This window comes from Citrobacter sp. R56 (genome assembly GCF_016811995.1).
In the GTDB taxonomy this organism is placed as follows: Bacteria; Pseudomonadota; Gammaproteobacteria; order Enterobacterales; family Enterobacteriaceae; genus Citrobacter_D; species Citrobacter_D enshiensis.
Genome location: NZ_CP069159.1, coordinates 4,226,463 through 4,249,913 on the forward strand (window position 1 = coordinate 4,226,463; position 23,451 = coordinate 4,249,913).

General features: G+C 57.9%; 27 protein-coding genes. 23 read left to right on the forward strand and 4 right to left on the reverse strand.

Annotated features, from left to right (window positions below; translation table 11 throughout):
* The first annotated feature begins 150 nt into the window (after positions 1 to 150).
* From JM656_RS19880 to JM656_RS19960, 17 genes are all read left to right on the forward strand, one after another.
* Positions 151 to 486, forward strand: a complete 336-nt coding sequence (locus JM656_RS19880; protein WP_096758651.1) for a zinc ribbon domain-containing protein YjdM — start codon at positions 151 to 153, stop codon at positions 484 to 486.
* A gap of 120 nt (positions 487 to 606) precedes the next feature.
* A complete protein-coding gene (gene yjdN / locus JM656_RS19885; RefSeq protein WP_203359239.1) occupies positions 607 to 1,053 on the forward strand; it encodes a VOC family metalloprotein YjdN in 447 nt (148 codons plus the stop codon).
* Positions 1,054 to 1,185: 132 nt separating this feature from the next.
* Positions 1,186 to 1,974: a phosphonate ABC transporter ATP-binding protein gene (gene phnC, locus JM656_RS19890; protein ID WP_203359240.1), complete on the forward strand. Its 789-nt coding sequence runs from the start codon at positions 1,186 to 1,188 to the stop codon at positions 1,972 to 1,974.
* A 24-nt stretch (positions 1,975 to 1,998) separates the two neighbouring features.
* A complete protein-coding gene (gene phnD / locus JM656_RS19895) occupies positions 1,999 to 3,015 on the forward strand; it encodes a phosphonate ABC transporter substrate-binding protein (protein WP_203359241.1) in 1,017 nt (338 codons plus the stop codon).
* Positions 3,016 to 3,110: 95 nt separating this feature from the next.
* The gene (phnE, locus tag JM656_RS19900; protein WP_003841119.1) at positions 3,111 to 3,890 is read left to right on the forward strand and encodes a phosphonate ABC transporter, permease protein PhnE; all 780 of its coding nucleotides are present in this window, start codon (positions 3,111 to 3,113) and stop codon (positions 3,888 to 3,890) included.
* Between the two features lie 20 nt (positions 3,891 to 3,910).
* A complete protein-coding gene (gene phnF, locus JM656_RS19905) occupies positions 3,911 to 4,636 on the forward strand; it encodes a phosphonate metabolism transcriptional regulator PhnF (protein WP_203359242.1) in 726 nt (241 codons plus the stop codon).
* Complete coding sequence (gene phnG, locus JM656_RS19910; protein WP_203359243.1) at positions 4,637 to 5,089, forward strand: phosphonate C-P lyase system protein PhnG; 453 nt, start codon at positions 4,637 to 4,639, stop codon at positions 5,087 to 5,089.
* On the forward strand, positions 5,086 to 5,682 hold the full coding sequence (gene phnH, locus JM656_RS19915) for a phosphonate C-P lyase system protein PhnH (protein ID WP_203359244.1): 597 nt from the start codon (positions 5,086 to 5,088) through the stop codon (positions 5,680 to 5,682). The genes phnG and phnH overlap by 4 nt, the downstream gene beginning before the upstream one ends.
* Positions 5,682 to 6,749 carry a carbon-phosphorus lyase complex subunit PhnI gene (locus JM656_RS19920; RefSeq protein WP_203359245.1) on the forward strand — a complete coding sequence of 356 codons (1,068 nt, stop codon included), beginning with the start codon at positions 5,682 to 5,684 and terminating at the stop codon, positions 6,747 to 6,749. Before phnH ends, JM656_RS19920 begins: the two co-directional genes overlap by 1 nt.
* 46 nt (positions 6,750 to 6,795) lie before the next feature.
* On the forward strand, positions 6,796 to 7,587 hold the full coding sequence (gene phnJ / locus JM656_RS19925; protein WP_238929259.1) for an alpha-D-ribose 1-methylphosphonate 5-phosphate C-P-lyase PhnJ: 792 nt from the start codon (positions 6,796 to 6,798) through the stop codon (positions 7,585 to 7,587).
* Complete coding sequence (gene phnK, locus JM656_RS19930; RefSeq protein ID WP_203359247.1) at positions 7,584 to 8,342, forward strand: phosphonate C-P lyase system protein PhnK; 759 nt, start codon at positions 7,584 to 7,586, stop codon at positions 8,340 to 8,342. Before phnJ ends, phnK begins: the two co-directional genes overlap by 4 nt.
* A 124-nt stretch (positions 8,343 to 8,466) precedes the next feature.
* Positions 8,467 to 9,147 (forward strand): phosphonate C-P lyase system protein PhnL, encoded by a 681-nt coding sequence (gene phnL / locus JM656_RS19935; protein ID WP_203359248.1) that lies wholly within the window; start codon positions 8,467 to 8,469, stop codon positions 9,145 to 9,147.
* Positions 9,144 to 10,280: an alpha-D-ribose 1-methylphosphonate 5-triphosphate diphosphatase gene (gene phnM / locus JM656_RS19940; protein ID WP_203359249.1), complete on the forward strand. Its 1,137-nt coding sequence runs from the start codon at positions 9,144 to 9,146 to the stop codon at positions 10,278 to 10,280. The genes phnL and phnM overlap by 4 nt, the downstream gene beginning before the upstream one ends.
* A 2-nt stretch (positions 10,281 to 10,282) precedes the next feature.
* Positions 10,283 to 10,831, forward strand: a complete 549-nt coding sequence (gene phnN, locus JM656_RS19945) for a ribose 1,5-bisphosphokinase (RefSeq protein ID WP_203359250.1) — start codon at positions 10,283 to 10,285, stop codon at positions 10,829 to 10,831.
* Positions 10,824 to 11,258, forward strand: coding sequence for an aminoalkylphosphonate N-acetyltransferase (phnO, locus tag JM656_RS19950; RefSeq protein WP_203359251.1), 435 nt, complete (start codon positions 10,824 to 10,826; stop codon positions 11,256 to 11,258). The genes phnN and phnO overlap by 8 nt, the downstream gene beginning before the upstream one ends.
* A 63-nt stretch (positions 11,259 to 11,321) precedes the next feature.
* Entirely contained in the window at positions 11,322 to 12,080 is a 759-nt protein-coding gene (phnP, locus tag JM656_RS19955; protein WP_203359252.1) for a phosphonate metabolism protein PhnP, read from the forward strand.
* A gap of 70 nt (positions 12,081 to 12,150) precedes the next feature.
* Positions 12,151 to 12,621, forward strand: coding sequence for a hypothetical protein (locus JM656_RS19960; protein WP_203359253.1), 471 nt, complete (start codon positions 12,151 to 12,153; stop codon positions 12,619 to 12,621).
* A 64-nt stretch (positions 12,622 to 12,685) separates the two neighbouring features.
* On the opposite strand, the gene yjdP is transcribed toward JM656_RS19960, so the two are convergent.
* From yjdP to JM656_RS19975, 3 genes are all read right to left on the reverse strand, one after another.
* Positions 12,686 to 13,018: a DDRRRQL repeat protein YjdP gene (gene yjdP / locus JM656_RS19965; RefSeq protein WP_203359254.1), complete on the reverse strand. Its 333-nt coding sequence runs from the start codon at positions 13,016 to 13,018 to the stop codon at positions 12,686 to 12,688.
* A 69-nt stretch (positions 13,019 to 13,087) separates the two neighbouring features.
* Positions 13,088 to 13,720 (reverse strand): GNAT family N-acetyltransferase, encoded by a 633-nt coding sequence (locus tag JM656_RS19970; protein WP_203361339.1) that lies wholly within the window; start codon positions 13,718 to 13,720, stop codon positions 13,088 to 13,090.
* A 176-nt stretch (positions 13,721 to 13,896) separates the two neighbouring features.
* A complete protein-coding gene (locus tag JM656_RS19975) occupies positions 13,897 to 16,209 on the reverse strand; it encodes a hybrid sensor histidine kinase/response regulator (protein ID WP_203359255.1) in 2,313 nt (770 codons plus the stop codon).
* Positions 16,210 to 16,323: 114 nt separating this feature from the next.
* Between JM656_RS19975 and JM656_RS19980 the strand changes: the two genes are divergently transcribed.
* The 6 genes from JM656_RS19980 to JM656_RS20005 all read left to right on the forward strand — a co-directional run bounded on the left by JM656_RS19980 (position 16,324) and on the right by JM656_RS20005 (position 22,520).
* Entirely contained in the window at positions 16,324 to 17,844 is a 1,521-nt protein-coding gene (locus tag JM656_RS19980) for a sugar ABC transporter ATP-binding protein (RefSeq protein ID WP_203359256.1), read from the forward strand.
* A complete protein-coding gene (locus JM656_RS19985; RefSeq protein ID WP_203359257.1) occupies positions 17,841 to 18,836 on the forward strand; it encodes a ribose ABC transporter permease in 996 nt (331 codons plus the stop codon). Before JM656_RS19980 ends, JM656_RS19985 begins: the two co-directional genes overlap by 4 nt.
* Positions 18,837 to 18,936: 100 nt before the next feature.
* Positions 18,937 to 19,878, forward strand: coding sequence for an ABC transporter substrate-binding protein (locus tag JM656_RS19990; protein WP_203359258.1), 942 nt, complete (start codon positions 18,937 to 18,939; stop codon positions 19,876 to 19,878).
* 82 nt (positions 19,879 to 19,960) lie between these two features.
* Positions 19,961 to 20,644, forward strand: coding sequence for a D-lyxose/D-mannose family sugar isomerase (locus JM656_RS19995; RefSeq protein WP_203359259.1), 684 nt, complete (start codon positions 19,961 to 19,963; stop codon positions 20,642 to 20,644).
* Positions 20,645 to 20,658: 14 nt separating this feature from the next.
* Positions 20,659 to 21,519, forward strand: a complete 861-nt coding sequence (locus tag JM656_RS20000; RefSeq protein ID WP_203359260.1) for a ketose 1,6-bisphosphate aldolase — start codon at positions 20,659 to 20,661, stop codon at positions 21,517 to 21,519.
* Entirely contained in the window at positions 21,516 to 22,520 is a 1,005-nt protein-coding gene (locus JM656_RS20005) for a carbohydrate kinase family protein (RefSeq protein ID WP_203359261.1), read from the forward strand. The genes JM656_RS20000 and JM656_RS20005 overlap by 4 nt, the downstream gene beginning before the upstream one ends.
* Before the next feature lie 27 nt (positions 22,521 to 22,547).
* Here the strand turns inward: JM656_RS20005 and JM656_RS20010 are convergent, their stop codons facing one another.
* Positions 22,548 to 23,279, reverse strand: a complete 732-nt coding sequence (locus tag JM656_RS20010) for a response regulator transcription factor (protein ID WP_203361340.1) — start codon at positions 23,277 to 23,279, stop codon at positions 22,548 to 22,550.
* Positions 23,280 to 23,451 lie beyond the last annotated feature (172 nt).

Sequence of the window (23,451 nt, forward strand, 5' to 3'; positions counted from 1 at the left end):
CTCACCGCGACCTTCAGTCGCGGGGTGGCATATTCTTAAGTTGGGAATAGTCCCGACAACGTTAAGGATTTTATGTATAATTGCGGCCTTTTTCGGCAATCTGCCATTTTTGGGCGCTTTTGCCCCTGCTGACCTTTTGAGGAAATCCACATGTCATTACCCCATTGCCCACAATGCAACTCCGAATACACCTACGAAGATAACGGCATGTTCATCTGCCCGGAATGTGCTCACGAATGGAACGATGCCGAACCGGCTCACGACAGCGATGAGCTGATCGTGAAAGATGCCAACGGCAATCTGCTGGCAGACGGCGACAGCGTCACCGTGGTTAAAGATCTGAAAGTGAAAGGCAGTTCTTCAATGCTGAAGATCGGTACCAAAGTGAAGAACATCCGCCTGGTCGAAGGCGACCATAACATCGATTGCAAAATTGACGGTTTTGGCCCCATGAAGCTGAAATCCGAGTTCGTGAAAAAGAACTGATTTTTGTAAGCCGGATTAGGCGTTTACGCCGCCATCCGGCATTTATTGCCCGGTGGCGCTTCGCTTACCGGGCCTACGATAACTACACTTAACTGGCTTCTTTTACCTGAGGTAAACATTATGCCGTTAAGTCCCTACATCTCTTTTGCCGGCAATTGTGCCGACGCCATCGCGTACTACCAACAGACACTGGGCGCGGAACTGCTCTACAAAATCAGCTTCGGTGAAATGCCCAAATCGGCGCAGGACAGCGAGGACGGTTGCCCGTCCGGAATGGAATTCCCCGATAACGCCATTGCCCACGCCAACGTGCGCATTGCGGGTAGCGATATCATGATGAGTGATGCCGTTGCACCAGGCAAAGCACACTACTCCGGCTTCACGCTGGTGCTTGATACGCAAAATGTCGAAGAAGGGAAGCGCTGGTTTGACAACCTTGCCGCCAAAGGTCAAATCGAAATGGACTGGCAAGAAACCTTCTGGGCACACGGATTCGGTAAAGTCACCGATCAATACGGCGTGCCGTGGATGATTAACGTTGTGAAACAGCAGCAACCGACCGAGTAACCTGACGGGAGGCTCGCCCTCCCGTTCTGTCATCAATCTCTCCTCAACTCTTCATCATCAAGTCACCAACGCTTAACAAAATCGTCACATTAATCCGCCACGATGGGGCCACTTTTTTAGTGAGGCCGCACCATGCAAACGATGATTCGTGTCGAGAAACTCTCCAAAACGTTCAATCAGCAGCAGGCGCTACACGCCGTTGATATGGACATCGCTTCCGGTGAGATGGTGGCTCTGCTTGGCCCGTCCGGTTCCGGCAAATCCACCCTTTTACGTCACTTAAGCGGGTTGATTACCGGCGATAAATCGCCAGGCAGTCATGTGGAGCTAATGGGGCGTACCGTCCAGCGCGAAGGCCGTCTGGCACGCGACATCCGCAAAAGCCGCGCCCACACGGGCTACATCTTCCAGCAGTTCAATCTGGTGAACCGTCTGACCGTGCTCGAGAACGTGCTAATAGGCGCACTCGGCAGCACGCCGTTCTGGCGTACCTGTTTTAACTGGTTCAGCCTGGAGCAGAAACAGCGCGCATTGCAGGCGCTGACCCGCGTCGGGATGGCGCAGTTTGCGTATCAGCGCGTTTCAACACTCTCTGGCGGCCAGCAGCAGCGCGTGGCTATCGCCCGCGCTCTGATGCAGCAGGCGAAGGTCATTCTGGCCGATGAGCCGATCGCCTCGCTGGACCCGGAATCGGCGCGCATCGTGATGGACACCCTGCGCGATATCAATCAGACCGACGGCATCACCGTGGTCGTCACGCTGCATCAGGTGGATTACGCCCTGCGCTACTGCGAACGCATTGTCGCACTGCGCCAGGGACACGTGTTCTTTGATGGCAGTAGCCAGCACTTTGATAACGATAGATTTGACCATCTCTACCGCAGCATGAACCGCGTCGAACAGAGCGCGCAGGCTGCTTAATTTAGTCCGAACCGAGGATAAAAAATGAATTATAAAGCCGTTGCCGCGCTGGCCTTCACCAGCATGTTCAGCATCAGCACCTTGTTAAGCCCGGCTCATGCCGAAGAACAAGAAAAAGCACTGAACTTTGGCATTATTTCGACCGAATCACAGCAAAACCTGAAGCCGCAGTGGGAACCGTTCCTGAAGAACATGGAAAAGTCGCTGGGCATAAAAGTGAACGCTTTCTTCGCCCCGGACTACGCCGGGATCATCCAGGGGATGCGCTTTAACAAAGTCGATATCGCCTGGTACGGCAACCTTTCGGCGATGGAAGCGGTGGATCGCGCCAATGGTCAGGTCTTTGCCCAGACGGTCGCGGCCGATGGATCACCCGGCTACTGGAGCGTGTTGATCGTCAACAAAGACAGCCCGATCAACAACCTGAACGATCTGATCGCCAAACGTAAGGATCTGACCTTCGGTAACGGCGATCCCAATTCCACGTCAGGCTTCCTCGTCCCCGGTTACTACGTCTTCGCCAAAAACAACATCGCCGCCAGCGACTTCAAACGCACCGTCAACGCCGGACACGAAACCAACGCGCTGGCCGTCGCCAACAAGCAGGTGGATGTCGCCACCAACAACACCGAAAACCTCGACAAGCTGAAAACCTCCGCGCCGGAAAAGCTGAAAGCGCTGAAGGTTATCTGGAAGTCGCCGCTGATCCCCGGCGATCCGATCGTCTGGCGTAAGAATCTCTCCGAAACCACCAAGGACAAGGTGTACGACTTCTTCATGAATTACGGCAAAACGCCGGAAGAGAAAACCACCCTGGAACGTCTGGGCTGGGCACCGTTCCGTGCCTCCAGCGATCTGCAACTGGTGCCGATTCGCCAGCTGGCGCTGTTTAAAGAGATGCAGGGCGTGAAGGACAACAACGGGCTGAACGAGGAAGAGAAAACCAGCAAAACCTCGGCGCTGAAGGCGCAGCTGGATGACCTCGACCGTCTGACCGCCGCGCTGGGTGCGATGACCAGCGTGAATAAAGTGGTGCAGTAACGGATTGCCCGGTGGCGCGATGCTTACCGGGCCTACACACGTAGGCCGGATAAGGCGGAGCCGCCATCCGGCAAAACAGAACAACGGAGCCAAATATGCAAACCATCACCGTCGCCCCGCCGAAACGTAGCTGGTTCTCGCTGCTGAGCTGGGCCATCCTGCTCGCCGTGCTGGTTGTCTCGTGGAAGGGCGCTGAAATGGCCCCGCTCACGTTGATCGAAGATTCCGGCAATATGGCGACCTTCGCCGCCGACTTCTTCCCGCCGGACTTCAGCCAGTGGCAGGACTATCTCGGCGAAATGGCCGTCACCCTGCAAATCGCCGTCTGGGGAACCGCCCTCGCCGTCGTTCTCTCAATTCCTTTCGGCCTGATGTGCGCCGACAACCTCGTGCCCTGGTGGATTTACCAGCCGATGCGCCGCCTGATGGACGCCTGTCGCGCCATCAACGAAATGGTCTTCGCCATGCTGTTCGTGGTCGCCGTCGGTCTTGGTCCTTTTGCGGGCGTCATGGCGCTGTTTATCCACACCACCGGGGTGCTCTCCAAGCTGCTTTCCGAAGCGGTAGAAGCCATTGAGCCTGGCCCGGTTGAAGGCATTCGCGCCACCGGTGCCAACAAGATTGAAGAGATCCTCTACGGCGTTCTGCCCCAGGTGATGCCGCTCCTCATCTCCTATTCGCTGTACCGCTTTGAGTCCAACGTCCGCTCGGCAACCGTGGTCGGAATGGTCGGCGCAGGTGGTATCGGCGTCACGCTGTGGGAGGCGATTCGCGGCTTTCAGTTTCAGCAAACCTGCGCCCTGATGGTGTTGATCATCGTCACCGTCAGCCTGCTGGATTTCCTCTCCCAGCGTTTGCGTAAGCACTTCATCTGATCAGCGAGGCATTGATTGCTATGCACTTGTCTACACATCCGACCAGCTATCCAACGCGTTATCAGGAAATTGCCGCCAGACTTGAGCAGGAGCTTCGTCAACATTACCGCTGCGGCGACTACCTTCCGGCGGAGCATCAGCTTGCCGCCCGCTTTGAGGTGAACCGCCACACCCTGCGCCGCGCCATCGACCAGCTGGTGGAGAAAGGCTGGGTACAGCGTCGTCAGGGCGTCGGCGTGCTGGTGCTGATGCGCCCGTTCGATTACCCACTCAACGCCCAGGCACGCTTCAGCCAGAATCTGCTGGATCAGGGCAGCCATCCCACCAGCGAAAAGCTGTTGGCGGTGCTGCGACCAGCCTCCAGCCCGATTGCCGACGCACTGAGCGTCAACGAGGGCGACAACGTCATCCACCTGCGCACCCTGCGTCGGGTGAACGGCATCGCCCTGTGTCTGATTGACCATTACTTTTCCGACCTCACGCTCTGGCCGCTATTGCAGGATTTTAGCAGCGGTTCGCTGCACGACTATCTGCGCGAGCACGCGGGTCTGGCGCTGCAACGCACGCAAACGCGCATCAGCGCCCGCCGCGCGCAGGCCAAAGAGAGCCGGTGGCTTGAAATCCCCAATATGGCGCCGCTGCTGTGCGTGCGCACCCTGAACCACCGTGAAGGCGAAGCACAGGCAACGGAATACTCCGTCAGCCTGACCCGCGCCGACATGATCGAATTCATCATGGAGCACTGAATGCACTTTGATACTCCTACCCGCCAGCGCTGGATGCGTGCGCTGGCTTACAGCCACGCCGAGGCACTGAACGCGCGCATCAAGGCGCTGGGGCTGACACCGGAATATGAACTGATTCGCGCCCCGGAAACCGGACTGATGCAGATTCAGGCGCGGATGGGCGGCACCGGCAACCGCTTCTTCGCTGGGGATACCACCCTTACCCGCGCGGTGGTGCGTCTTGCCAGCGGCACGCTGGGCTACAGCTATCTGCTGGGACGCAACAAACGCCACGCCGAGCAGTGCGCCGTCATCGACGCGCTGCTCCAGGAACAGACGCATTTCCAGAACCTAATGGAAACCTTAATTGCCCCACTGGAAGCGGAACGCGACGCACAGAGAAACGCTCGCCGTGCCGACGTCAACGCCAGCCGGGTCGACTTCTTCACGCTGGTACGCGGAGATAACGCATGACACGATCGACAGCACTACTGACCGCCTTTCACTCACCGGTTCAGGACGCCCAGCAGAGCTTTCGCCGCCTGCTGAAAGCAATGAGTGAACCCGGCGTCATTGTTGCCTTACATCAACTGAAACACGGCTGGCAGCCGCTGAATCTCGCCACCACCAGCGTGCTGCTAACACTGGTTGACGGCGATACGCCGGTCTGGCTTTCGCCCGCCGTGAACAACGACATCGCCAGTCAGAATCTGCGCTTTCACACCAGCGCAACCCTGGTGGAACAACCGCAACAGGCGACCTTTGCCGTAGCCGACGAGCGCATCAGCAGCGAGCAGCTTAACGCCCTCTCCGCCGGTTCTGCCGTGGCGCCGGAAACCAGCGCCACCCTCATCGTACAGGTCGCCAGCTTGAGCGGCGGACGCATGCTGCGCCTCACCGGCGCGGGCATCGCGGAAGAGCGCATGATCGCGCCACAGCTGCCGGACTGCCTGATCCACGAGCTTACTGAGCGCCCGCATCCTTTCCCGCTGGGGGTCGATCTGCTCCTCACCTGCGGAGACCGGCTGTTGGCTATTCCACGAACCACCCATGTGGAGGTGTGCTGATGTACGTCGCCGTTAAAGGGGGCGAAAAGGCGATAGCCAACGCCCACGCGCTGCAGGAGAACCGACGCCGGGGCGACAGCACGATTGCCGAACTGAGCGTGGCGCAAATCGAACAGCAGATGAATCTCGCCGTCGACAGGGTGATGACCGAAGGCGGTATCGCTGACCGCGAACTGGCGGCGCTGGCGCTGAAACAGGCCAGCGGCGATAACGTCGAAGCGATCTTCCTGCTGCGTGCTTACCGCACCACCCTGGCGAAGCTGGCGGTTAGCGAACCGCTGGATACCGCCGGAATGCGCCTGGAACGCCGTATCTCCGCCGTTTACAAGGACATTCCCGGCGGGCAGTTGCTGGGGCCAACCTACGACTACACCCATCGCCTGCTTGATTTTACGCTGCTGGCCAATGGCGAGACGCCGCCGCTGCGTCCCGCAGAAAGTACGCAGGAACTGGCCCCGCACGTCTTTTCACTGCTGGCCAGGCAGGGACTGGCGAAGCGCGAAGAAGATAATGGCGCTCAACCAGACGATATCACCCGCACGCCGCCGGTTTACCCCTGCTCACGTTCCTCGCGCCTGCAACAGCTGATGCGCGGCGACGAAGGCTACCTGCTGGCGCTGGCCTACTCCACCCAGCGCGGTTACGGGCGCAACCACCCGTTTGCCGCCGAGATCCGCAGCGGTTTTGTCGGGATTGACATCGTGCCAGAAGAGCTGGGATTTGCGGTGAACGTCGGCGAACTGCTAATGACCGAGTGCGAAATGGTTAACGGCTTTGTCGCGCCGGAAAATGAAGCCCCGCATTTTACCCGTGGTTACGGACTGGTGTTCGGCATGAGCGAACGCAAAGCGATGGCAATGGCGCTGGTGGACCGCGCCCTACAGGCACCCGACTACGATGAAACGGTCACCGGACCGGCGCAGGACGAGGAGTTCGTGCTGGCGCATGCGGATAACGTCGAGGCGGCGGGGTTTGTTTCGCACCTCAAACTGCCCCATTACGTCGATTTTCAGGCCGAGCTGGAACTGCTCAAACGCCTGCAACAGGAGGCCGCCCGTGACCACTAACCTCTCCGGCTACAACTTTGCTTATCTGGATGAGCAGACCAAACGGATGATCCGCCGCGCCATTTTGAAAGCGGTGGCGATTCCAGGCTTCCAGGTGCCGTTTGGCGGCCGTGAAATGCCGATGCCTTACGGTTGGGGCACCGGCGGTATCCAGTTGACCGCCAGCGTGATTGGCGAACCGGACGTGCTGAAAGTGATTGATCAGGGTGCGGATGACACCACCAACGCGGTGTCGATCCGCAACTTCTTCAGGCGCGTCACCGGAGTGAACACCACCGAGCGTACCGAAGACGCTACGCTGATCCAGACCCGTCACCGGATCCCGGAAACGCCGCTGACTGAAGATCAGATCATTATCTTTCAGGTGCCGATCCCGGAACCGCTGCGCTTTATCGAACCGCGCGAAACGGAAACCCGCACCATGCACGCGCTGGAAGAGTACGGCATCATGCAGGTGAAGCTGTATGAAGATATCGCCCGCTTCGGCCACATCGCCACCACTTATGCCTACCCGGTGAAGGTCAACGGGCGCTACGTGATGGACCCGTCGCCAATTCCAAAATTCGATAACCCGAAGATGGACAGGATGCCCGCCCTGCAACTGTTTGGCGCAGGCCGCGAAAAACGCATTTACGCCGTGCCGCCGTACACCCGCGTGGAAAGCCTCGATTTCGACGATCACCCGTTTACCGTTCAGACCTGGGATGAGCCGTGCGCCATCTGCGGTTCGACCCACAGTTATCTCGATGAAGTGGTGCTCGATGACACCGGCAAACGGATGTTTGTCTGTTCCGACACCGACTACTGCCGCCAACAGAGCGAGGCCCTCAACCAATGACGCAACCGCTGCTTTCGGTTAACAACCTGACCCATCTCTACGCGCCGGGCAAAGGCTTCAGCGATGTCTCTTTTGACCTGTGGCCTGGCGAAGTGCTGGGCATTGTCGGGGAGTCCGGTTCCGGCAAAACCACCCTGCTGAAATCGATCTCTTCGCGCCTGACGCCGCAGTCGGGCGAGATTCAGTACCAGAACCGTTCGTTGTACGGCATGCACGAAGCTGACCGTCGCCGCCTGCTGCGCACCGAATGGGGCGTGGTGCATCAGCACCCGCTGGACGGTCTGCGCCGTCAGGTGTCGGCGGGCGGCAATATCGGCGAACGCCTGATGGCCACCGGCGCGCGTCACTACGGCGAGATCCGCGCCACCGCGAAGCGCTGGCTGGAGGAGGTGGAGATCCCCGCCTCACGTATCGACGATCTGCCAACCACCTTTTCCGGCGGCATGCAGCAGCGTCTGCAGATCGCCCGTAACCTCGTCACTCACCCGAAGCTGGTGTTTATGGACGAACCCACCGGTGGGCTGGACGTTTCCGTGCAGGCCAAACTGCTGGACCTGCTGCGCGGGCTGGTGGTGGAACTGGATCTGGCAGTGGTGATTGTCACCCATGATTTGGGCGTCGCGCGCCTGTTGGCGGACCGCCTGCTGGTGATGAAGCAGGGCCAGGTGGTGGAAAGTGGGTTAACCGACCGTGTGCTCGACGATCCGCATCACCCTTATACCCAGTTGCTGGTGTCGTCGGTTTTACAGAATTGACCGTTGATTGTGTCGGGTGGCGCTGCGCTTACCCGACCTACGAAAAACATGCATTTGTAGGCCGGATAAGGCAACGCCGCCATCCGGCGATCGGACATCCGGCAAAAAGAACCAAGAGGCCAACATGATCCGCGTAGAAAACGTCAGTAAAACCTTTGTGCTCCACCAGCAAAACGGCGTGCGCCTGCCGGTGCTGCAAAACGCCTCTCTGGAGGTAAAAAAGGGCGAATGCGTAGTGCTGCACGGCCACTCGGGCAGCGGCAAATCCACGCTGTTACGCTCCCTGTACGCTAACTATTTGCCTGATGAAGGACACATCCACATTCGCCACGGCGGCGAATGGGTGGATCTGGTACAGGCTCCCGCCCGTAAGGTGCTGGAAGTCCGTCGTTCAACGATTGGCTGGGTCAGCCAGTTCCTGCGGGTGATCCCGCGCGTCTGCGCGCTGGATGTGGTGATGCAGCCGCTGTTGGATCTGGGCGTATCACGCGAGGCGTGCGCCGCCAAAGCCGCGAACCTGCTGACCCGTTTGAACGTGCCGGAACGGCTGTGGCATCTCGCCCCTTCCACCTTTTCCGGTGGCGAACAGCAGCGCGTGAACATCGCCCGTGGGTTTATTGTCGATTACCCCATTTTGCTACTTGATGAACCCACCGCCTCACTGGACGCCAAAAACAGCGCGGCGGTAGTGGCGCTGATTGAAGAGGCAAAAGCACGCGGCGCGGCGATTGTCGGCATTTTTCACGATAGCGCCGTGCGCGAGCGCGTGGCGGACCGTTTGCACCTGATGGGAACAACAGCATGATTATCAACAATGTAAAGCTGGTGCTGGAAGATGAAGTCGTGCACGGATCGCTGGAAATGCAGGATGGCGAGATTCGCGCCTTTGCGCAAAGTCAGAGCCGTCTTCCCGAGGCGCTGGACGGCGAAGGCGGCTGGCTACTGCCGGGACTGATAGAGCTGCATACCGACAATCTCGACAAATTCTTTACCCCGCGTCCGAAGGTGGACTGGCCCGCCCATTCGGCAATGAGCAGTCACGACGCGCTGATGGTCGCCAGCGGCATCACCACCGTGCTGGACGCGGTGGCGATTGGCGATGTGCGCGACGGCGGCGACCGTCTGGAAAACCTGGAGAAGATGATCAACGCGGTGGAAGAGACGCAGAAGCGCGGGGTCAACCGCGCCGAGCACCGTCTGCATCTTCGCTGTGAGCTGCCGCATCACTCCACCCTGCCGCTGTTTGAAAAGCTGGTGGGTCGTGAACCGGTGACGCTGGTGTCACTGATGGATCACTCGCCGGGGCAGCGCCAGTTCGCCAGCCGCGAAAAATACCGCGAATATTATCAGGGCAAATATTCTCTCACCGATGAGCAGATGGCCCGCTATGAAGAGGAACAGCTTCAGCTTGCGGCGCGCTGGTCGCAGCCGAACCGTACCGCCATTGCACAGTTGTGTCGCGAGCGGCATATCGCTCTGGCGAGCCATGATGACGCCACCCACGATCATGTACGGGAGTCACATCAACTTGGCAGCGTAATCGCCGAATTTCCTACCACGTTCGACGCCGCACTTGCTTCTCGCCAGCATGGAATGAACGTGCTGATGGGCGCACCCAACATCGTGCGCGGCGGTTCGCACTCCGGCAACGTGGCGGCGCATACGCTGGCGGAAATGGGGCTGCTGGATATCCTCTCGTCGGATTACTATCCCGCCAGCCTGCTGGATGCGGCGTTTCGCGTCGCAGATGACGAAGCCAACCGCTTTACGCTGCCGCAGGCAATTCGGCTAGTCACCCGCAACCCGGCACGGGCGCTGAACCTTGACGATCGCGGCGTGATAGCCGAAGGCAAACGCGCCGACCTGGTGCTGGCGCACCGCAAAGGCGATCATATTCATATCGACCATGTCTGGCGGCAGGGAAAAAGGGTGTTCTGACGATGGGAAAACTGATCTGGCTGATGGGGCCATCCGGCTCCGGGAAGGACAGCCTGTTGGCGGAACTTCGCCAACAGGAACCTGCGCAGTTGCTGGTGGCGCATCGTTATATCACCCGGTCGGCCAACGCCGGGCATGAAAACCATATCGCCCTCAGTGAACACGAGTTTTTTACCCGCGCCGGGCAGAATTTGCTGGCGCTAAGCTGGCACGCCAACGGCTTTTATTACGGCATAGGGGTAGAGATTGACCTTTGGCTACACGCCGGTTTCGACGTGGTGGTCAACGGTTCACGCGCGCATCTGGCGCAAGCGCAGGCACGCTACGGTATATCGCTGCTTCCTGTCTGTTTAGAGGTTTCTTCTGCTATCCTGCGCCAGCGCTTACAGGCTCGCGGGAGAGAAAATGAAACGGAGATCGCCGCTCGCCTCGAACGCGCCGCCCGTTACGCGCCATTTAACTGTCATAAGCTGAATAACGACGGAAGTTTATTGCAGTCCGTCGATGCGTTACTCACGCTGATGGGTCGCAAGGAGAAAATTGATGTTTGACTGTGAACTACGCCATGCCACCCCAGCAGATAGCGACGATGTTTACGCGCTGATCTGCGAGCTAAAGCAGGCCGAATTTAACCGCCAGGCCTTTAGCGCCGGGTTTGCCGCTAATTTGCAGGATAGCAATTTGCGCTACCAACTGGCGCTGCTCGACGGCCAGGTCGTTGGCATGATTGGCCTGCATTTGCAGTTTCATCTGCATCACGCCAACTGGATTGGCGAAATTCAGGAACTGGTGGTGATGCCGCATGCGCGCGGGGGAAAAGTCGGCAGTCGGCTGCTGGCATGGGCAGAAGAGGAAGCACGCCAGGCGGGGGCAGAAATGACCGAGCTCTCCACCAGCGTGACGCGTCACAACGCGCACCGTTTTTACCTGCGCGAAGGGTATGAACGGAGCCATTTCCGTTTCACCAAAACGTTGTGAGGTACGTAGGCCGGATAAGACGCTCGCGTCGCCATCCGGCACGATACGACAAGGGGAGACACGATGAGTTTGACCATCACGTTAACCGGCACCGGCGGCGCACAGCAGGTGCCCGCTTTTGGTTGCGACTGCGCCGCCTGTCGTCGCGCGCGTTTGCAGGCGCACTATCGCCGCCGCCCCTGTAGTGGATCACTCAAATTCAACGACGCGGTAACGCTGCTGGACGCTGGTCTGCACGATCTTATGGATCGCTGGCCTGCCGGATCTTTCCATCAGTTTCTGCTCACGCACTACCACATGGATCATGTCCAGGGACTGTTTCCACTTCGCTGGGGCGTGGGTGCGACGATCCCGGTATACGGCCCGCCTGACGAGCAGGGCTGTGACGATCTGTTTAAGCATCCTGGTATTCTGGATTTCAGCCACACGGTGAAGCCGTTTGTGGTGTTTGATTTGCAGGGATTACAGGTCACGCCGCTGCCGTTGAATCACTCAAAGCTGACGTTTGGCTATCTGCTGGAAACCGCGTACAGCCGCGTGGCGTGGCTTTCTGACACCGCCGGATTGCCAGACAAAACGCTGAAATTTCTGCTGAACAATCAGCCGCAGGCGATCATTATCGACTGTAGCCACGCACCGCGCGCGGAGCCTGCGCGTAACCACTGTGATTTAAATACCGTCGTGGCACTCAATAACGTCCTCCGCTGCCCACGGGTGATCCTCACCCACATCAGCCATCAGTTCGACCTGTGGCTGATGGAAAACCCGCTGCCGGAAGGCATTGAAGCGGGCTTTGACGGAATGGAGATTGTGCTGGATTAACGCCACTTCATCGTCTCTTCACTTACGCAGACTACTTTCCCTGCAGAGAAAACACGCTGAGGGGGAACCTGTGAACATAAAAACACACCGTATTATCCATCATGCCTGCTGGTTTACTGTGTTGGGGCCGTTTACCGGCGTTCCCCTCACCGCCGCCATCACGGCGCTCTATTTTAGAGATTCTCCGTGGGAATTGCTGTTCGATATCAGCAGAGTGTTACCACAGTTTCTGGTATTAACGTGGCTAATCGGCGCGATCCCGGCGCTGGCGACAGGGGTACTTAGCGCCTGCCTGCCGGACAGAATTTACGACTCACGTTACTGGCGCAGCCTCGCCTGCGCGGCCATCGGCGGCGCGATCTCGTTGGTTTACGAACTCATTCCCCATGCGCTTAGCGCCAGGGCATTATTCACTCATGAGTTTGTGTGGATAGTCTTTTGTACTGGCCTGTTCGCAGGGGGCGCGTTGGGCTTTTTAGTCCCTCGCCTCGCCGGGCATGGCAATCGCCTCAGCGCGGTTCAGCCCGAAACCAAAGGGTAAACGCGCACTTTGTATTATCACGAACGCTGACAGAGTGTGTGCCGAAACCGCGAAGGATTAACGGCTACCGGTAGTAGTCCTCTTCCATCCTTCGCTCGTCATCTTCTAGCTGACGACGCTCCTGATCGAGCTGGCGCTGGCGCTCGTCTAACTGGCGACGCCGGTCTTCAAACTGACGACGCCTGTCGTCGTACTGTCTGCGGCGATCGTCACTCATCTGCCGTTGCCCGTTGTCATACCGAGAGTCATCGTCATAGCGGCGGTCACTATCGGGTTTATAGGCATCGCTGATCGCCTGCTGAATGTTGCCGATGGCGTCATCGATAATGTCGGCATAGGCCAGTGGACTGCCTAAAGTGCACAGACTCAGTAACAGAGCGATAGAGTAACGTTTCATAAGACCAGTCTCGCAGGTGAGCTGGCTCTACGTTAATAAAAGGTAAACGCGGGGAGTAGCGGAGGAATCTCAATTTCGCCAGGACGCCGTCGCTGCCATTAACTGGCTAGCGCGCCGTTTGTCCTCTGCAACCAATACGACCCCCTGGCATTTTTGATCCGGAGAAATACTCCAGATACGCTCCTCAGGAATACAGCCGCCATCATAAATGACCTTACTGCCATCATAGGGCCAGAATGCCCCTTGTTCCGTATCTAACACAAAAACGGAAATCTGATCGGACTCACGCGCGATCTTTTGCCAGAGCATTTTCCCACCATCGTACTGCTCAAAATCACTGATAAGCGTGATACCGCATCGCAGAATCAGAGCCTCATACAAACGTGTCGCCAACCCTTTATCGCGTTCAACCGGTTCAACACAGATACCTTCCACCTGAAGCACGTTGGTCTCTTCCCAACAGCGTTCAACGGCAACGATATCCTTCCCTAAGGCGTCTTTTCGCTGTAAATCGAGAGCCGCAATGACACGATGGCGGGGAACGCCTTCAAACATTTCAACGTCCGCTTCGATAATGGCCGCTCTTGGCGTCTGAGGGTCATAAATGACGTGCAAAACCCGTCCTGAAAGTTCAAATTCTTCCACGACGTTAAAAGAGCGGGCGACAGTCATTGGGCTGTACGTTGTGGGCATCACAATCATCTGTGAGTCACCTTTTGTCAGTACCGGCATAATTCCTTTTATATCCCAATCAGACAGTATTTGCTCAGATTAACATCACCTGTTTTGCTTCCACGCCTTAAGAATGCCTAAACTCGCCGAAATTTTTGATTCTCTGAATCACGCGCGCAAACCCAATGTAAGCACCTTCTGAATTCTCAATTCGTCTGCTGTTCTGTTGCCACATTCGCTGGCGCACTGTCGCTTTTTATCACTGCCTGATGCAGCGCCTGCACAAGCTGTACCCGGGTAAACGGTTTACGCAACAGCGCCACATCCGGCAGTGCAGGATTGTCTGCCGGGCGTAAATCCTGACCGCTGATCAGCAGCAGCGTCAGATGGGGATAGTGTTTCAGCGCATGATTCACCACATCCGCGCCGCTTAACCCGCCGGGTAGCATTAAGTCACTGATAAAAATGTCGATCTCTGAGGAGGCGGCGAGCATCTGCATCGCCTGCTCGCCGTTGACGGCTTCCAGCGTCAGGTAGCCCAACAAATGCAGCTGCTCGCACAGCGTCTGGCGTACATCGGCCTCATCTTCGAGAACCAGAACCAGTTTATCCGTGCGGGCCACATCCTCCTCTGCCAACGGTTCCGCAGCGGTCGCAACAGGTACAATCGCGCGGGGCAGTTGCAGTCTGACTATCGTTCCCTGCCCCGGCGCACTCTCGATTTCCACCCGTCCGCCGGACTGGCGCACAAATCCGTACACCATAGACAGCCCCAGGCCACTGCCGCTGCCGGTCTGTTTGGTGGTGAAGAACGGCTCAAAAACCTGCGCTTTGATCTCCTGCGACATCCCGCAGCCGTGATCCGCTATCTCCAGAATCACCATATCCTCTTTGCGCCCGCTGGTGCGGGTGACTCGCTGGTTCCAGGTACGAATTTTGATGGTACCCATCTGCCCCTCCATCGCATCGCGGGCGTTCATCACCAGATTGATGAGGGCATTCTCCAGTTGGCTAACGTCAATCCACGCGGGCCAGGCGGGCGACTGGGCTTCAATGTCCAGCGTCAGGGTCGCGGGCAACGAGTGACGCATCAGTTCGCCAAGATTCTCCAGCAACGTTCTCAACTCCACCGCATGGGGATGCAGGGACTGTTTGCGGGAAAAGGCCAGTAACCGCTGGGTCAGCAACGCCCCACGTTCCGCCGCTTTCAACGCCCGCGAAATACGCGCCGCATCCGGCGAGTCGGGATTAACCAGCTCCAGACTGCCAATGATCACCGCCAGCAGATTGTTAAAGTCATGCGCCAGCCCTCCCGTCAGTTGCCCTACCGCTTTCATTTTCTGGCTGTGCAGCAGCGCTTCCTCCAGCCCTTTGCGTTCGATTCGGTCGAGTTCCAGTTGCGTGCTTTTTTCCTTCAATAGGCGCGAGGTGTGCTCCAGCGAGGCGGTATTACGGGCAAAAACGTTGAACGCACGCGCCAGCTCTCCCAGTTCGTCGCGCCGCTGTAAGGCAGGGACGCTGACGTCCGACTCGCCGTGTGCCAGGCGGGTCATTGCCCGCGAGATAGCCGTCAGGTTGGAGCCGAGATTGCGATAAATATACCAGCCCGCAAAACCGGTAATGACAATCGCCAGCAGGGCAAATGTCATGATAAACATGATGATAGACTGCAACTCCTGATGGCTTTGCGCCACACGCTGCTCTGAACTGGCCGCCACCTGCGCCACATATTGATTGATGTCGCTGTTGAGGATCGCCACCAGCGCTTTGATGTGGAACATATGCCAGATGATCGCCAGATCGCTTTGTTCCAGCGCCGCCGAGAGCGGTTCAAGCTGGAGTAATTCCTGATTGAAGTCACTGAGGATGCCATTGACCAGCGGGCGGGCGTTACGCGTTGGCAACAGAGGCATCACGCCATCCAGCTGCTTGACCACCGAGCGCGGCGTGGGCGTTTCGATGGCCGCCACAATCAGCCTGTCCATCTGAGCAAGCAACACCGCATCCTGCGCCGCATTGATCGTTTGCAAATGCCGCAGATAGCTCAAATTCTGATACAGCGAACTCAGTAGCGCGTTACGCTCCAGATGCCGTCGCTGCCCGCGCTGGAGCATGCCCGCCACGCTGGTTTGCAGTTCGTTGCTGCGCTGGATGATGCGGGCGACCAGGTCCGGCTCCTGCTGCGCCAGCGGGGCGGCGGCCAGTTGTTCCAACGACTGTTTCAGCGCACGCTGCGTCTCCTGTAAGCGTTCCGCCTCACTTTTATATTCCAGCGCGCCAACCACCTGTGACAGTCGCACTGCCGCCGTCGCCACGTTGGCGGTGTCGCGCGCCAGATTCATGCTGCCGGTCATATCATCAACCGTCTGCTGTTGTACCTGCTCCTGAATCTGGCTGGCGTGCCGAAAACCGAGCACCGCCACGCCGCTCACCATCAGCGTGACCGCCACCACCAGCAGGTTAAAGAACAGCAATCGCCCGCGCGCGCTGGCGAAAAAGTGACGCCCAGGCTGCGGCATATCACGCTCCATGAAGAAAAATATCACTATGACAAATATGAACGGCTTCTGACATTTTGCATTTACTTTCCTGTGATGGACTGCTGATATCGACAACCCCGCAGGAGATCCGCCATGAGCAGGGCACCGGTTCTGGAGATGCGCAATATTGCCAAAGCCTTTGGCAAATTTTACGCACTGAAAGGGGTCGATCTGACGGTATATCCCGGCGAAATCCACGCATTGATGGGTGAAAACGGTGCGGGAAAAAGCACCCTGATGAAGGTGCTTGCCGGGGCGTACAGCGCCACCAGCGGCGAGATCCTGATTGACGGTCAGCCTTTCCATATCAAAGGGCCAAAAGATGCCCTGAGTGCAGGCATTACCCTGATTTATCAGGAGATGCAGCTCGCCCCGAACCTGACGGTCGCTGAGAACATTTTCCTCGGCAGCGAACTGTCGCGCGGCGGACTGGTGCAACGCAAAGAGATGGTTCTTCAGGCGCAGCAGGTTATCGACCGCCTCGGCGCACAGTTTAAAGCCAGCGATAAAGTGATGCGGCTGACCATCGCCGAACAACAGCAGGTGGAAATCGCCCGCGCCCTGCACCGCAACAGCCGAATTCTGGTGATGGATGAACCCACCGCCGCCCTCTCCTCGCGTGAAACCCACCGCCTGTTTGAACTGATCATGCGCCTGCGTGATGAAGGGATGGCGATTATCTATATCAGCCACCGCATGGCGGAAGTGTACGAGCTTTCGGATCGGGTCAGCGTGCTGCGCGACGGGCAGTACGTCGGCAGCCTGACCCGCGACAAACTCAACGCCGCCGAACTGGTGCGCATGATGGTGGGTCGGCCACTGAGCGATCTGTTTAACAAAGAGCGCGATATTCCACTCGGAAATGTGCGCCTGAACGTGCATCACCTGACCGACGGCGGCAAAGTGCAGCCGTGCAGTTTACTGGTGCGTTCCGGGGAAATTGTCGGCCTGGCAGGACTGGTCGGCGCCGGGCGATCTGAACTGGCGCAACTGATTTTTGGCGTACGCAAAGCCACCGGCGGCATGATTGAAGTGGATGGCGAGCCGGTGGTGATCCACTCCCCACGCGAAGCCATCGACTATGGCATCGGTTATCTCACCGAGAACCGCAAAGAACAGGGGCTGTTTTTAGAGCTGGCAGCGGCGGAGAACATCACCATGGCGACGCTGGAGCGTGACGCCACCTGGGGCATGCTCAACCGTAAAAAAGCGCAGACGATCTCCGACGATGCCATTAAGTTACTCAACATCCGTGTGCCACATGCGCAGGTGCGGGCGGGCGGGCTTTCCGGCGGCAACCAGCAAAAGCTGTTGATTTCGCGCTGGGTGGCGATTGGTCCGCGCATTTTGATCCTTGATGAACCGACGCGCGGCGTGGATGTCGGCGCCAAAAGCGAGATCTATCGCATCATGAATGACATGGCGCGCCAGGGCGTGGCGATCCTGATGATCTCCAGCGAACTGCCAGAGGTCGTCGGCATGAGCGATCGGGTGTACGTCATGCACGAAGGCAGCATTGCCGGAGAGCTGGACGGAAAACACATTTCTCAGGAAAACATTATGACGCTGGCCACCGGCGCGAACGACTCCCACCCTCAGGCGAGGCACCCATGAATAATTCACCCACTCCCCAGCAGGTGGCGAAATCCGCCTCCGCCAAAAAAATGCTGATGGGCGATCTGATGCAAACCATCGGCATCCTGCCCATTCTTATCCTGATTGTTGCCGTGTTTGGCTTTATCGCGCCCAACTTTTTTACCGAGAGCAACCTGCTGAATATTACCCGCCAGGCATCGATCAACATCGTGTTAGCGGCGGGCATGACCTTCATCATTCTGACCGGCGGTATCGATCTTTCTGTCGGTTCGATTCTTGGCACCACGGCGGTGGCGGCGATGGTGGTTTCACTGATCCCTGAATTCGCCATGCTCTCTGTGCCCGTCGCGCTGATGCTCGGCATGCTGCTGGGCTTGTTTAACGGCGCGCTGGTGGCCTTTGCCGGACTGCCGCCGTTTATCGTCACTCTCGGCACCTACACGGCGTTGCGCGGGGCAGCCTACCTGCTGGCGGACGGCACCACGGTGATTAACTCCAATATCAGCTTCGAGTGGATCGGCAACAACTATCTCGGACCAATTCCGTGGCTGGTGGTGATTGCGCTGGCGGTCATTATGATGTGCTGGTTTATTTTGCGCCGCACCACGCTGGGCGTTCATATCTACGCAGTCGGCGGCAATATGCAGGCGGCGCGCTTAACCGGCATCAAAGTGTGGCTGGTGCTGCTGTTTGTATACGGCATGAGCGGCCTGCTCTCCGGGCTTGGCGGGGTGATGAGTGCCTCACGTCTGTACAGCGCCAACGGCAACCTGGGCATGGGTTACGAACTGGACGCCATTGCCGCGGTGATCCTCGGCGGCACCAGTTTTGTCGGCGGGATCGGCACGATCACCGGCACGCTGGTGGGGGCGTTGATCATTGCCACCCTCAACAACGGCATGACACTGATGGGCGTCTCCTACTTCTGGCAACTGGTGATCAAAGGGGCGGTGATCATCATTGCGGTGCTGATCGATAAATACCGTACCCGACATCATCAAAGTGCATAACACACCTGCCGGCCTTATCCGTCCTACAAGCCCGTAGGGCTGATAAGCGTAGCGCCATCAGGCAATGACAACAAAAAGTACCCTACGTGAGGAAAAGACTATGCGTTTGAAGCCATTAGTAACCGCGCTCTGTGCAGGCGCGCTGCTGACCGCAGCACCGTTTACGCAGGCCAAAGATCTCAAATCGATCGGCGTGACGGTGGGCGATCTTGCCAATCCGTTCTTCGTGCAGATAACCAAAGGCGCGGAGCTGGAAGCCCGCAAGCTGGCGGGTGACGGCGTGAAAGTGACGCTGGTTTCCAGCGGTTACGATCTGGGCCAGCAGGTGTCGCAGATAGACAACTTTATCGCCGCCAAAGTCGACATGATCATTCTTAATGCGGCGGATTCTAAAGGGATCGGCCCGGCGGTGAAGCGGGCAAAAGACGCGGGGATCGTGGTCGTCGCGGTTGACGTCGCGGCGGAAGGCGCTGATGCCACCATTACCTCCAATAACACCCAGGCGGGGGAAATGGCGTGTAAATACATCACCGATCGCCTGAAAGGTAAAGGCAATGTGGTGATCATCAACGGGCCGCCGGTATCTGCCGTACAGAACCGGGTGGAAGGCTGCCAGACCGAATTCAAAAAACATCCAGATATCAAGGTACTTTCCGATAACCAGAACGCCAAAGGCAGTCGTGAAGGCGGACTGGAAGTGATGACCGCCCTGCTGGCGGCGAATCCGAAGATCGACGGTGTGTTTGCGATTAACGATCCGACGGCGATCGGTGCCGATCTCGCGGCAAAACAGGCGCAACGTAACGAGTTCTTTATTGTCGGTGTCGATGGCAGCCCGGATGCAGAAGAGGCGCTGAAGCGTGAGAACTCGCTGTTTGTCGCCACGCCTGCGCAAGATCCACAGGTTATGGCGGCAAAAGCGGTAGAGATCGGCTATGACATTCTACAGGGGAAACCTGCGCCGAAAGAGCCTGTGCTGATCCCGGTGACGATGATCGATAAGAGCAACGTCAGCGGCTATAAGGGTTGGACGGTGAAATAGCGGAAAGCGGCCTCTGCCCAGGCCTGATAAGCGCAGCGCCATCAGGCCTGGAAGGCGACATCACACAAGGAGAATCCAGTCCATGAAACGCTCCGAAATAAACGAAATCCTCGGTCATACACGGCAGTTTTTTTCCATGCATGACGTCCATCTTCCGCCCTTCGCCAGTTTTGCGCCAACGCAATGGCGACAGCTGGATGCCGACGCCTGGCGTGAAGTGTTCGATCTCAAGCTCGGCTGGGATGTGACGGCTTTTGGCGGGGAAAACTTTGCCGCCTTAGGGTTAACGCTGTTTACCCTGCGCAACGGTTCACCCAACGCCTTCCCTTACGAAAAGTGCTACGCCGAAAAAATCATGCATGTGCGGGACGCGCAAATCACGCCGATGCATTTTCACTGGCGCAAGCATGAGGACATCATCAATCGCGGCGGCGGTAATCTGATCGTGGAGTTATGGAACGCCGACGCCCACGATCAAACAGATAACAGTGCTGTCACGGTGGTGATTGATGGCTGCCGACAAACTCATGCGGCGGGCAGCCAGTTGCGCCTGATGCCCGGAGAGAGCATCTGCCTGACGCCCGGTCTGTATCACAGCTTTTGGGCAGAGTCTGGCTTCGGCGATGTGCTGGTCGGCGAAGTCTCTTCCGTCAATGACGACGACCACGACAACTACTTCCTGCAGCCACTCGCCCGTTATAACGACATTGAAGAAGATGAACCGGCGCAACTGGTGCTGTGTAACGAGTATCGACTGTTCCGTTGAACAAGGAGGCTGTTATGCCACTGATTTCTCTTGCTGATGGGCTCGCCCACGCCCGTGAGCATCGCTACGCGTTAGGGGCGTTTAACGTGCTGGATTCCCACTTTTTGCGCGCGCTGTTTGCCGCTGCGAAACAGGAACGCTCGCCGTTTATCATCAATATTGCCGAAGTGCATTTTAAGTATGTCTCGCTGGATTCACTGGTCGAGACAATTAAATTCGAGGCTGCCCGCCACGACATTCCGGTGGTGCTTAATCTTGACCACGGTCTGCATTTTGAATCGGTGGTTCAGGCGCTACGTCTGGGCTTTAGTTCGGTGATGTTTGACGGCTCGACACTGGAGTATGAAGAGAACATTCGCCAGACCCGCGAAGTGGTGAAAATGTGCCACGCCGTGGGCGTATCCGTAGAGGCTGAACTGGGGGCCGTCGGCGGTGACGAAGGCGGCGCGCTGTATGGTCATGCCGACGAATCGCTGTTTACCGATCCGCTGCTGGCGCGGGACTTCGTCGACAGAACCGGGATTGACGCCCTCGCGGTCGCCATCGGCAACGCGCACGGTAAGTACAAAGGCGAGCCGAAACTCGACTTCCCACGCTTAGATGAGATCCGCCAGCAGGCCGCGATCCCCCTGGTGCTGCACGGCGGTTCCGGCATCAGCGACGCGGATTTTCGTCGCGCCATCGAACTGGGCATTCACAAAATCAACTTCTACACCGGAATGTCGCAGGCGGCGCTGGCCGCCATCGAATTGCGCATGACGAACCGCCAGCCGCTGTACGATGAATTTGCCGAGCTATTGCTGGGCATTGAGGCCGCAATTACCGATACCGTCTCTGAGCAAATGCGCATTTTTGGCAGCGCGGGGCAAGTGTGATGGAACGCAAAGGCATCATCGCTGCGGGCAATATGCTGGTCGATCACGTGCATCAAATTGTGCAGTGGCCGGAGCGCGGCTGGCTGGCGGAAATTAGTCACAGCGAGCGTTCCACGGGCGGCGCGCCGCTCAACGTCTTGTTGACGCTGGCAAAAATGCATACCGGTTTGCCTTTGCAGGCGGTGGGGCTTATCGGTCAGGACAGCGACGGCGACTACATTATGGCGATGCTGGAGCAGTATCATGTCAATCGCCAGCATGTGCAGCGCACCACCTTCGCGCCGACCTCAATGTCGCAAGTGATGACCGACCCCAGCGGCCAGCGCACCTTTTTTCACTCGCCTGGCGCGAACCGCCTGCTGGATCTGCCCGCCTTTGATCGGCTCGACAACACGATGAAAATCTTCCATCTCGGTTATCTGCTGCTGCTCGACAGTCTGGATATGCCGGATGGCCAGTACGGTACGCGCAGCGCGCGGCTGTTGGCGCAGATGCGCGAGAATGGGTTTGAAACGTCGCTGGACCTGGTCTCGCGCAAGGGCGACCCGCGTTATCAGCCGCTGGTGTTGCCCACGTTGCCTTATCTTGATTATCTGGTGATTAACGAGCTGGAAGCCGGGGAGTTCAGCGGTCTGGAGATTCGTTATCCGGACGGCGGGCCGCATATTCCGCACATCGCCAGCATCGCGCGGGAGTTGCTCAACGCGGGCGTTCGACAGCGCGTGGTGATCCACTGCCCGGAAGGGGCGTGGGGGGAAACGCCGGACCAGCCTGGCGTCTGGATACCGTCGCAGAAACTGGCGCAGGAGGAGATCGTCGGCAGCGTTGGCGCAGGCGACGCCTTTTGCGCGGGCTTCCTGTACGGCTGTCATGAGTCATGGTCACTGGCCGACAGCATTACGCTGGCGCATGCCTGCGCACGGGCTAGCCTGCTGTGTGCGAACGCCATTGACGGCGCCAAAACGCTGGCGGAGTTAAAAGCGGAAATGCCTGCTACTTGATGAATTGTGTAGGCCGGATCACCAACATTATGCCGCCTTGTCGTGATGCTGGACGTCGGCGGCAAACACATACCCCAGACCGCGTATCGTTTTTATGAGCGTCGGCTGGTGCGGATTGGCTTCGATTTTGCGGCGCAAACGCATGATTAACACATCAATGGTACGGTCAAACACCTCGATGCTGTCGCTGTGCGTGAGCGCCAGTAACTGCTCGCGGCTCAACACCCGACGGGCATTTTGCGCCAACGCCAATAGCAGACTGTACTCCCCTTGCGTCAGATCTATCGTTTGCTGCTGCGGATCACGCAACTGGCAACGCCCGGTATCCAGATGCCAGCCGTTAAAAGAAAGGCCGCAGATTTGCGTCACGCCGCCTTCGGCTACCGGTACGCCGCCCCGGCGCAACACGGCTTTGACGCGCGCCACCACCACCCGGGGATTAAACGGTTTGCAGATGTAATCATCCGCCCCCATTTCCAGCCCCACCACCACATCAGACTCGCTGCTTATCCCTGTCAACATCACCACGGGCAACGTCGGCCTGATTTTCTGGACCTGCTGCAACACCATCAATCCGTTGATGTCGGGCAGCATCATGTCCAGCAGTACCAGCGCAATCTCGGGGCGCTCTTCGACGCAACGTATCGCCTCCTGTCCGGTATGGCAGGTGGTGACCGCAAAAACATGCTCGCTCAACACATCCTGCAGCAGTGCGCAGATTGCGGTGTCATCATCCACGATCAAAACAGCAGGCTTCATCATCCTTCCCCTTTCGTCTCTCACTCAGATGAGTGTGAATGATTCTGCCCGGAGTAACAGAAATTGCGCAGGAGGAGATGCTGGAAACATAAGCACCGTCACATTGACTGGCTGTCACATATTTTGAATTCGTCACGTCAAAACTGACGACAGCCTGCTTTTCGTCAGCATT

Excerpts from the sequence above, each read along its gene's own strand:
- JM656_RS19975 (WP_203359255.1), bottom strand. The coding sequence starts at position 16,209 with ATGCCGCAGCCTGGGCGTCACTTTTTCGCCAGCGCGCGCGGGCGATTG.
- phnN (WP_203359250.1), top strand. The coding sequence starts at position 10,283 with ATGGGAAAACTGATCTGGCTGATGGGGCCATCCGGCTCCGGGAAGGAC.
- phnC (WP_203359240.1), top strand. The coding sequence starts at position 1,186 with ATGCAAACGATGATTCGTGTCGAGAAACTCTCCAAAACGTTCAATCAG.
- phnP (WP_203359252.1), top strand. The coding sequence starts at position 11,322 with ATGAGTTTGACCATCACGTTAACCGGCACCGGCGGCGCACAGCAGGTG.
- JM656_RS20010 (WP_203361340.1), bottom strand. The coding sequence starts at position 23,279 with ATGAAGCCTGCTGTTTTGATCGTGGATGATGACACCGCAATCTGCGCA.
- phnM (WP_203359249.1), top strand. The coding sequence starts at position 9,144 with ATGATTATCAACAATGTAAAGCTGGTGCTGGAAGATGAAGTCGTGCAC.
- JM656_RS19880 (WP_096758651.1), top strand. The coding sequence starts at position 151 with ATGTCATTACCCCATTGCCCACAATGCAACTCCGAATACACCTACGAA.
- JM656_RS19995 (WP_203359259.1), top strand. The coding sequence starts at position 19,961 with ATGAAACGCTCCGAAATAAACGAAATCCTCGGTCATACACGGCAGTTT.
- JM656_RS19980 (WP_203359256.1), top strand. The coding sequence starts at position 16,324 with ATGAGCAGGGCACCGGTTCTGGAGATGCGCAATATTGCCAAAGCCTTT.
- yjdP (WP_203359254.1), bottom strand. The coding sequence starts at position 13,018 with ATGAAACGTTACTCTATCGCTCTGTTACTGAGTCTGTGCACTTTAGGC.
- JM656_RS19970 (WP_203361339.1), bottom strand. The coding sequence starts at position 13,720 with ATGATTGTGATGCCCACAACGTACAGCCCAATGACTGTCGCCCGCTCT.
- JM656_RS19990 (WP_203359258.1), top strand. The coding sequence starts at position 18,937 with ATGCGTTTGAAGCCATTAGTAACCGCGCTCTGTGCAGGCGCGCTGCTG.
- phnJ (WP_238929259.1), top strand. The coding sequence starts at position 6,796 with ATGATCCGCCGCGCCATTTTGAAAGCGGTGGCGATTCCAGGCTTCCAG.
- phnK (WP_203359247.1), top strand. The coding sequence starts at position 7,584 with ATGACGCAACCGCTGCTTTCGGTTAACAACCTGACCCATCTCTACGCG.
- phnF (WP_203359242.1), top strand. The coding sequence starts at position 3,911 with ATGCACTTGTCTACACATCCGACCAGCTATCCAACGCGTTATCAGGAA.
- phnG (WP_203359243.1), top strand. The coding sequence starts at position 4,637 with ATGCACTTTGATACTCCTACCCGCCAGCGCTGGATGCGTGCGCTGGCT.
- phnE (WP_003841119.1), top strand. The coding sequence starts at position 3,111 with ATGCAAACCATCACCGTCGCCCCGCCGAAACGTAGCTGGTTCTCGCTG.
- JM656_RS19985 (WP_203359257.1), top strand. The coding sequence starts at position 17,841 with ATGAATAATTCACCCACTCCCCAGCAGGTGGCGAAATCCGCCTCCGCC.
- phnO (WP_203359251.1), top strand. The coding sequence starts at position 10,824 with ATGTTTGACTGTGAACTACGCCATGCCACCCCAGCAGATAGCGACGAT.
- yjdN (WP_203359239.1), top strand. The coding sequence starts at position 607 with ATGCCGTTAAGTCCCTACATCTCTTTTGCCGGCAATTGTGCCGACGCC.
- phnD (WP_203359241.1), top strand. The coding sequence starts at position 1,999 with ATGAATTATAAAGCCGTTGCCGCGCTGGCCTTCACCAGCATGTTCAGC.
- phnL (WP_203359248.1), top strand. The coding sequence starts at position 8,467 with ATGATCCGCGTAGAAAACGTCAGTAAAACCTTTGTGCTCCACCAGCAA.
- phnH (WP_203359244.1), top strand. The coding sequence starts at position 5,086 with ATGACACGATCGACAGCACTACTGACCGCCTTTCACTCACCGGTTCAG.
- JM656_RS20000 (WP_203359260.1), top strand. The coding sequence starts at position 20,659 with ATGCCACTGATTTCTCTTGCTGATGGGCTCGCCCACGCCCGTGAGCAT.
- JM656_RS19920 (WP_203359245.1), top strand. The coding sequence starts at position 5,682 with ATGTACGTCGCCGTTAAAGGGGGCGAAAAGGCGATAGCCAACGCCCAC.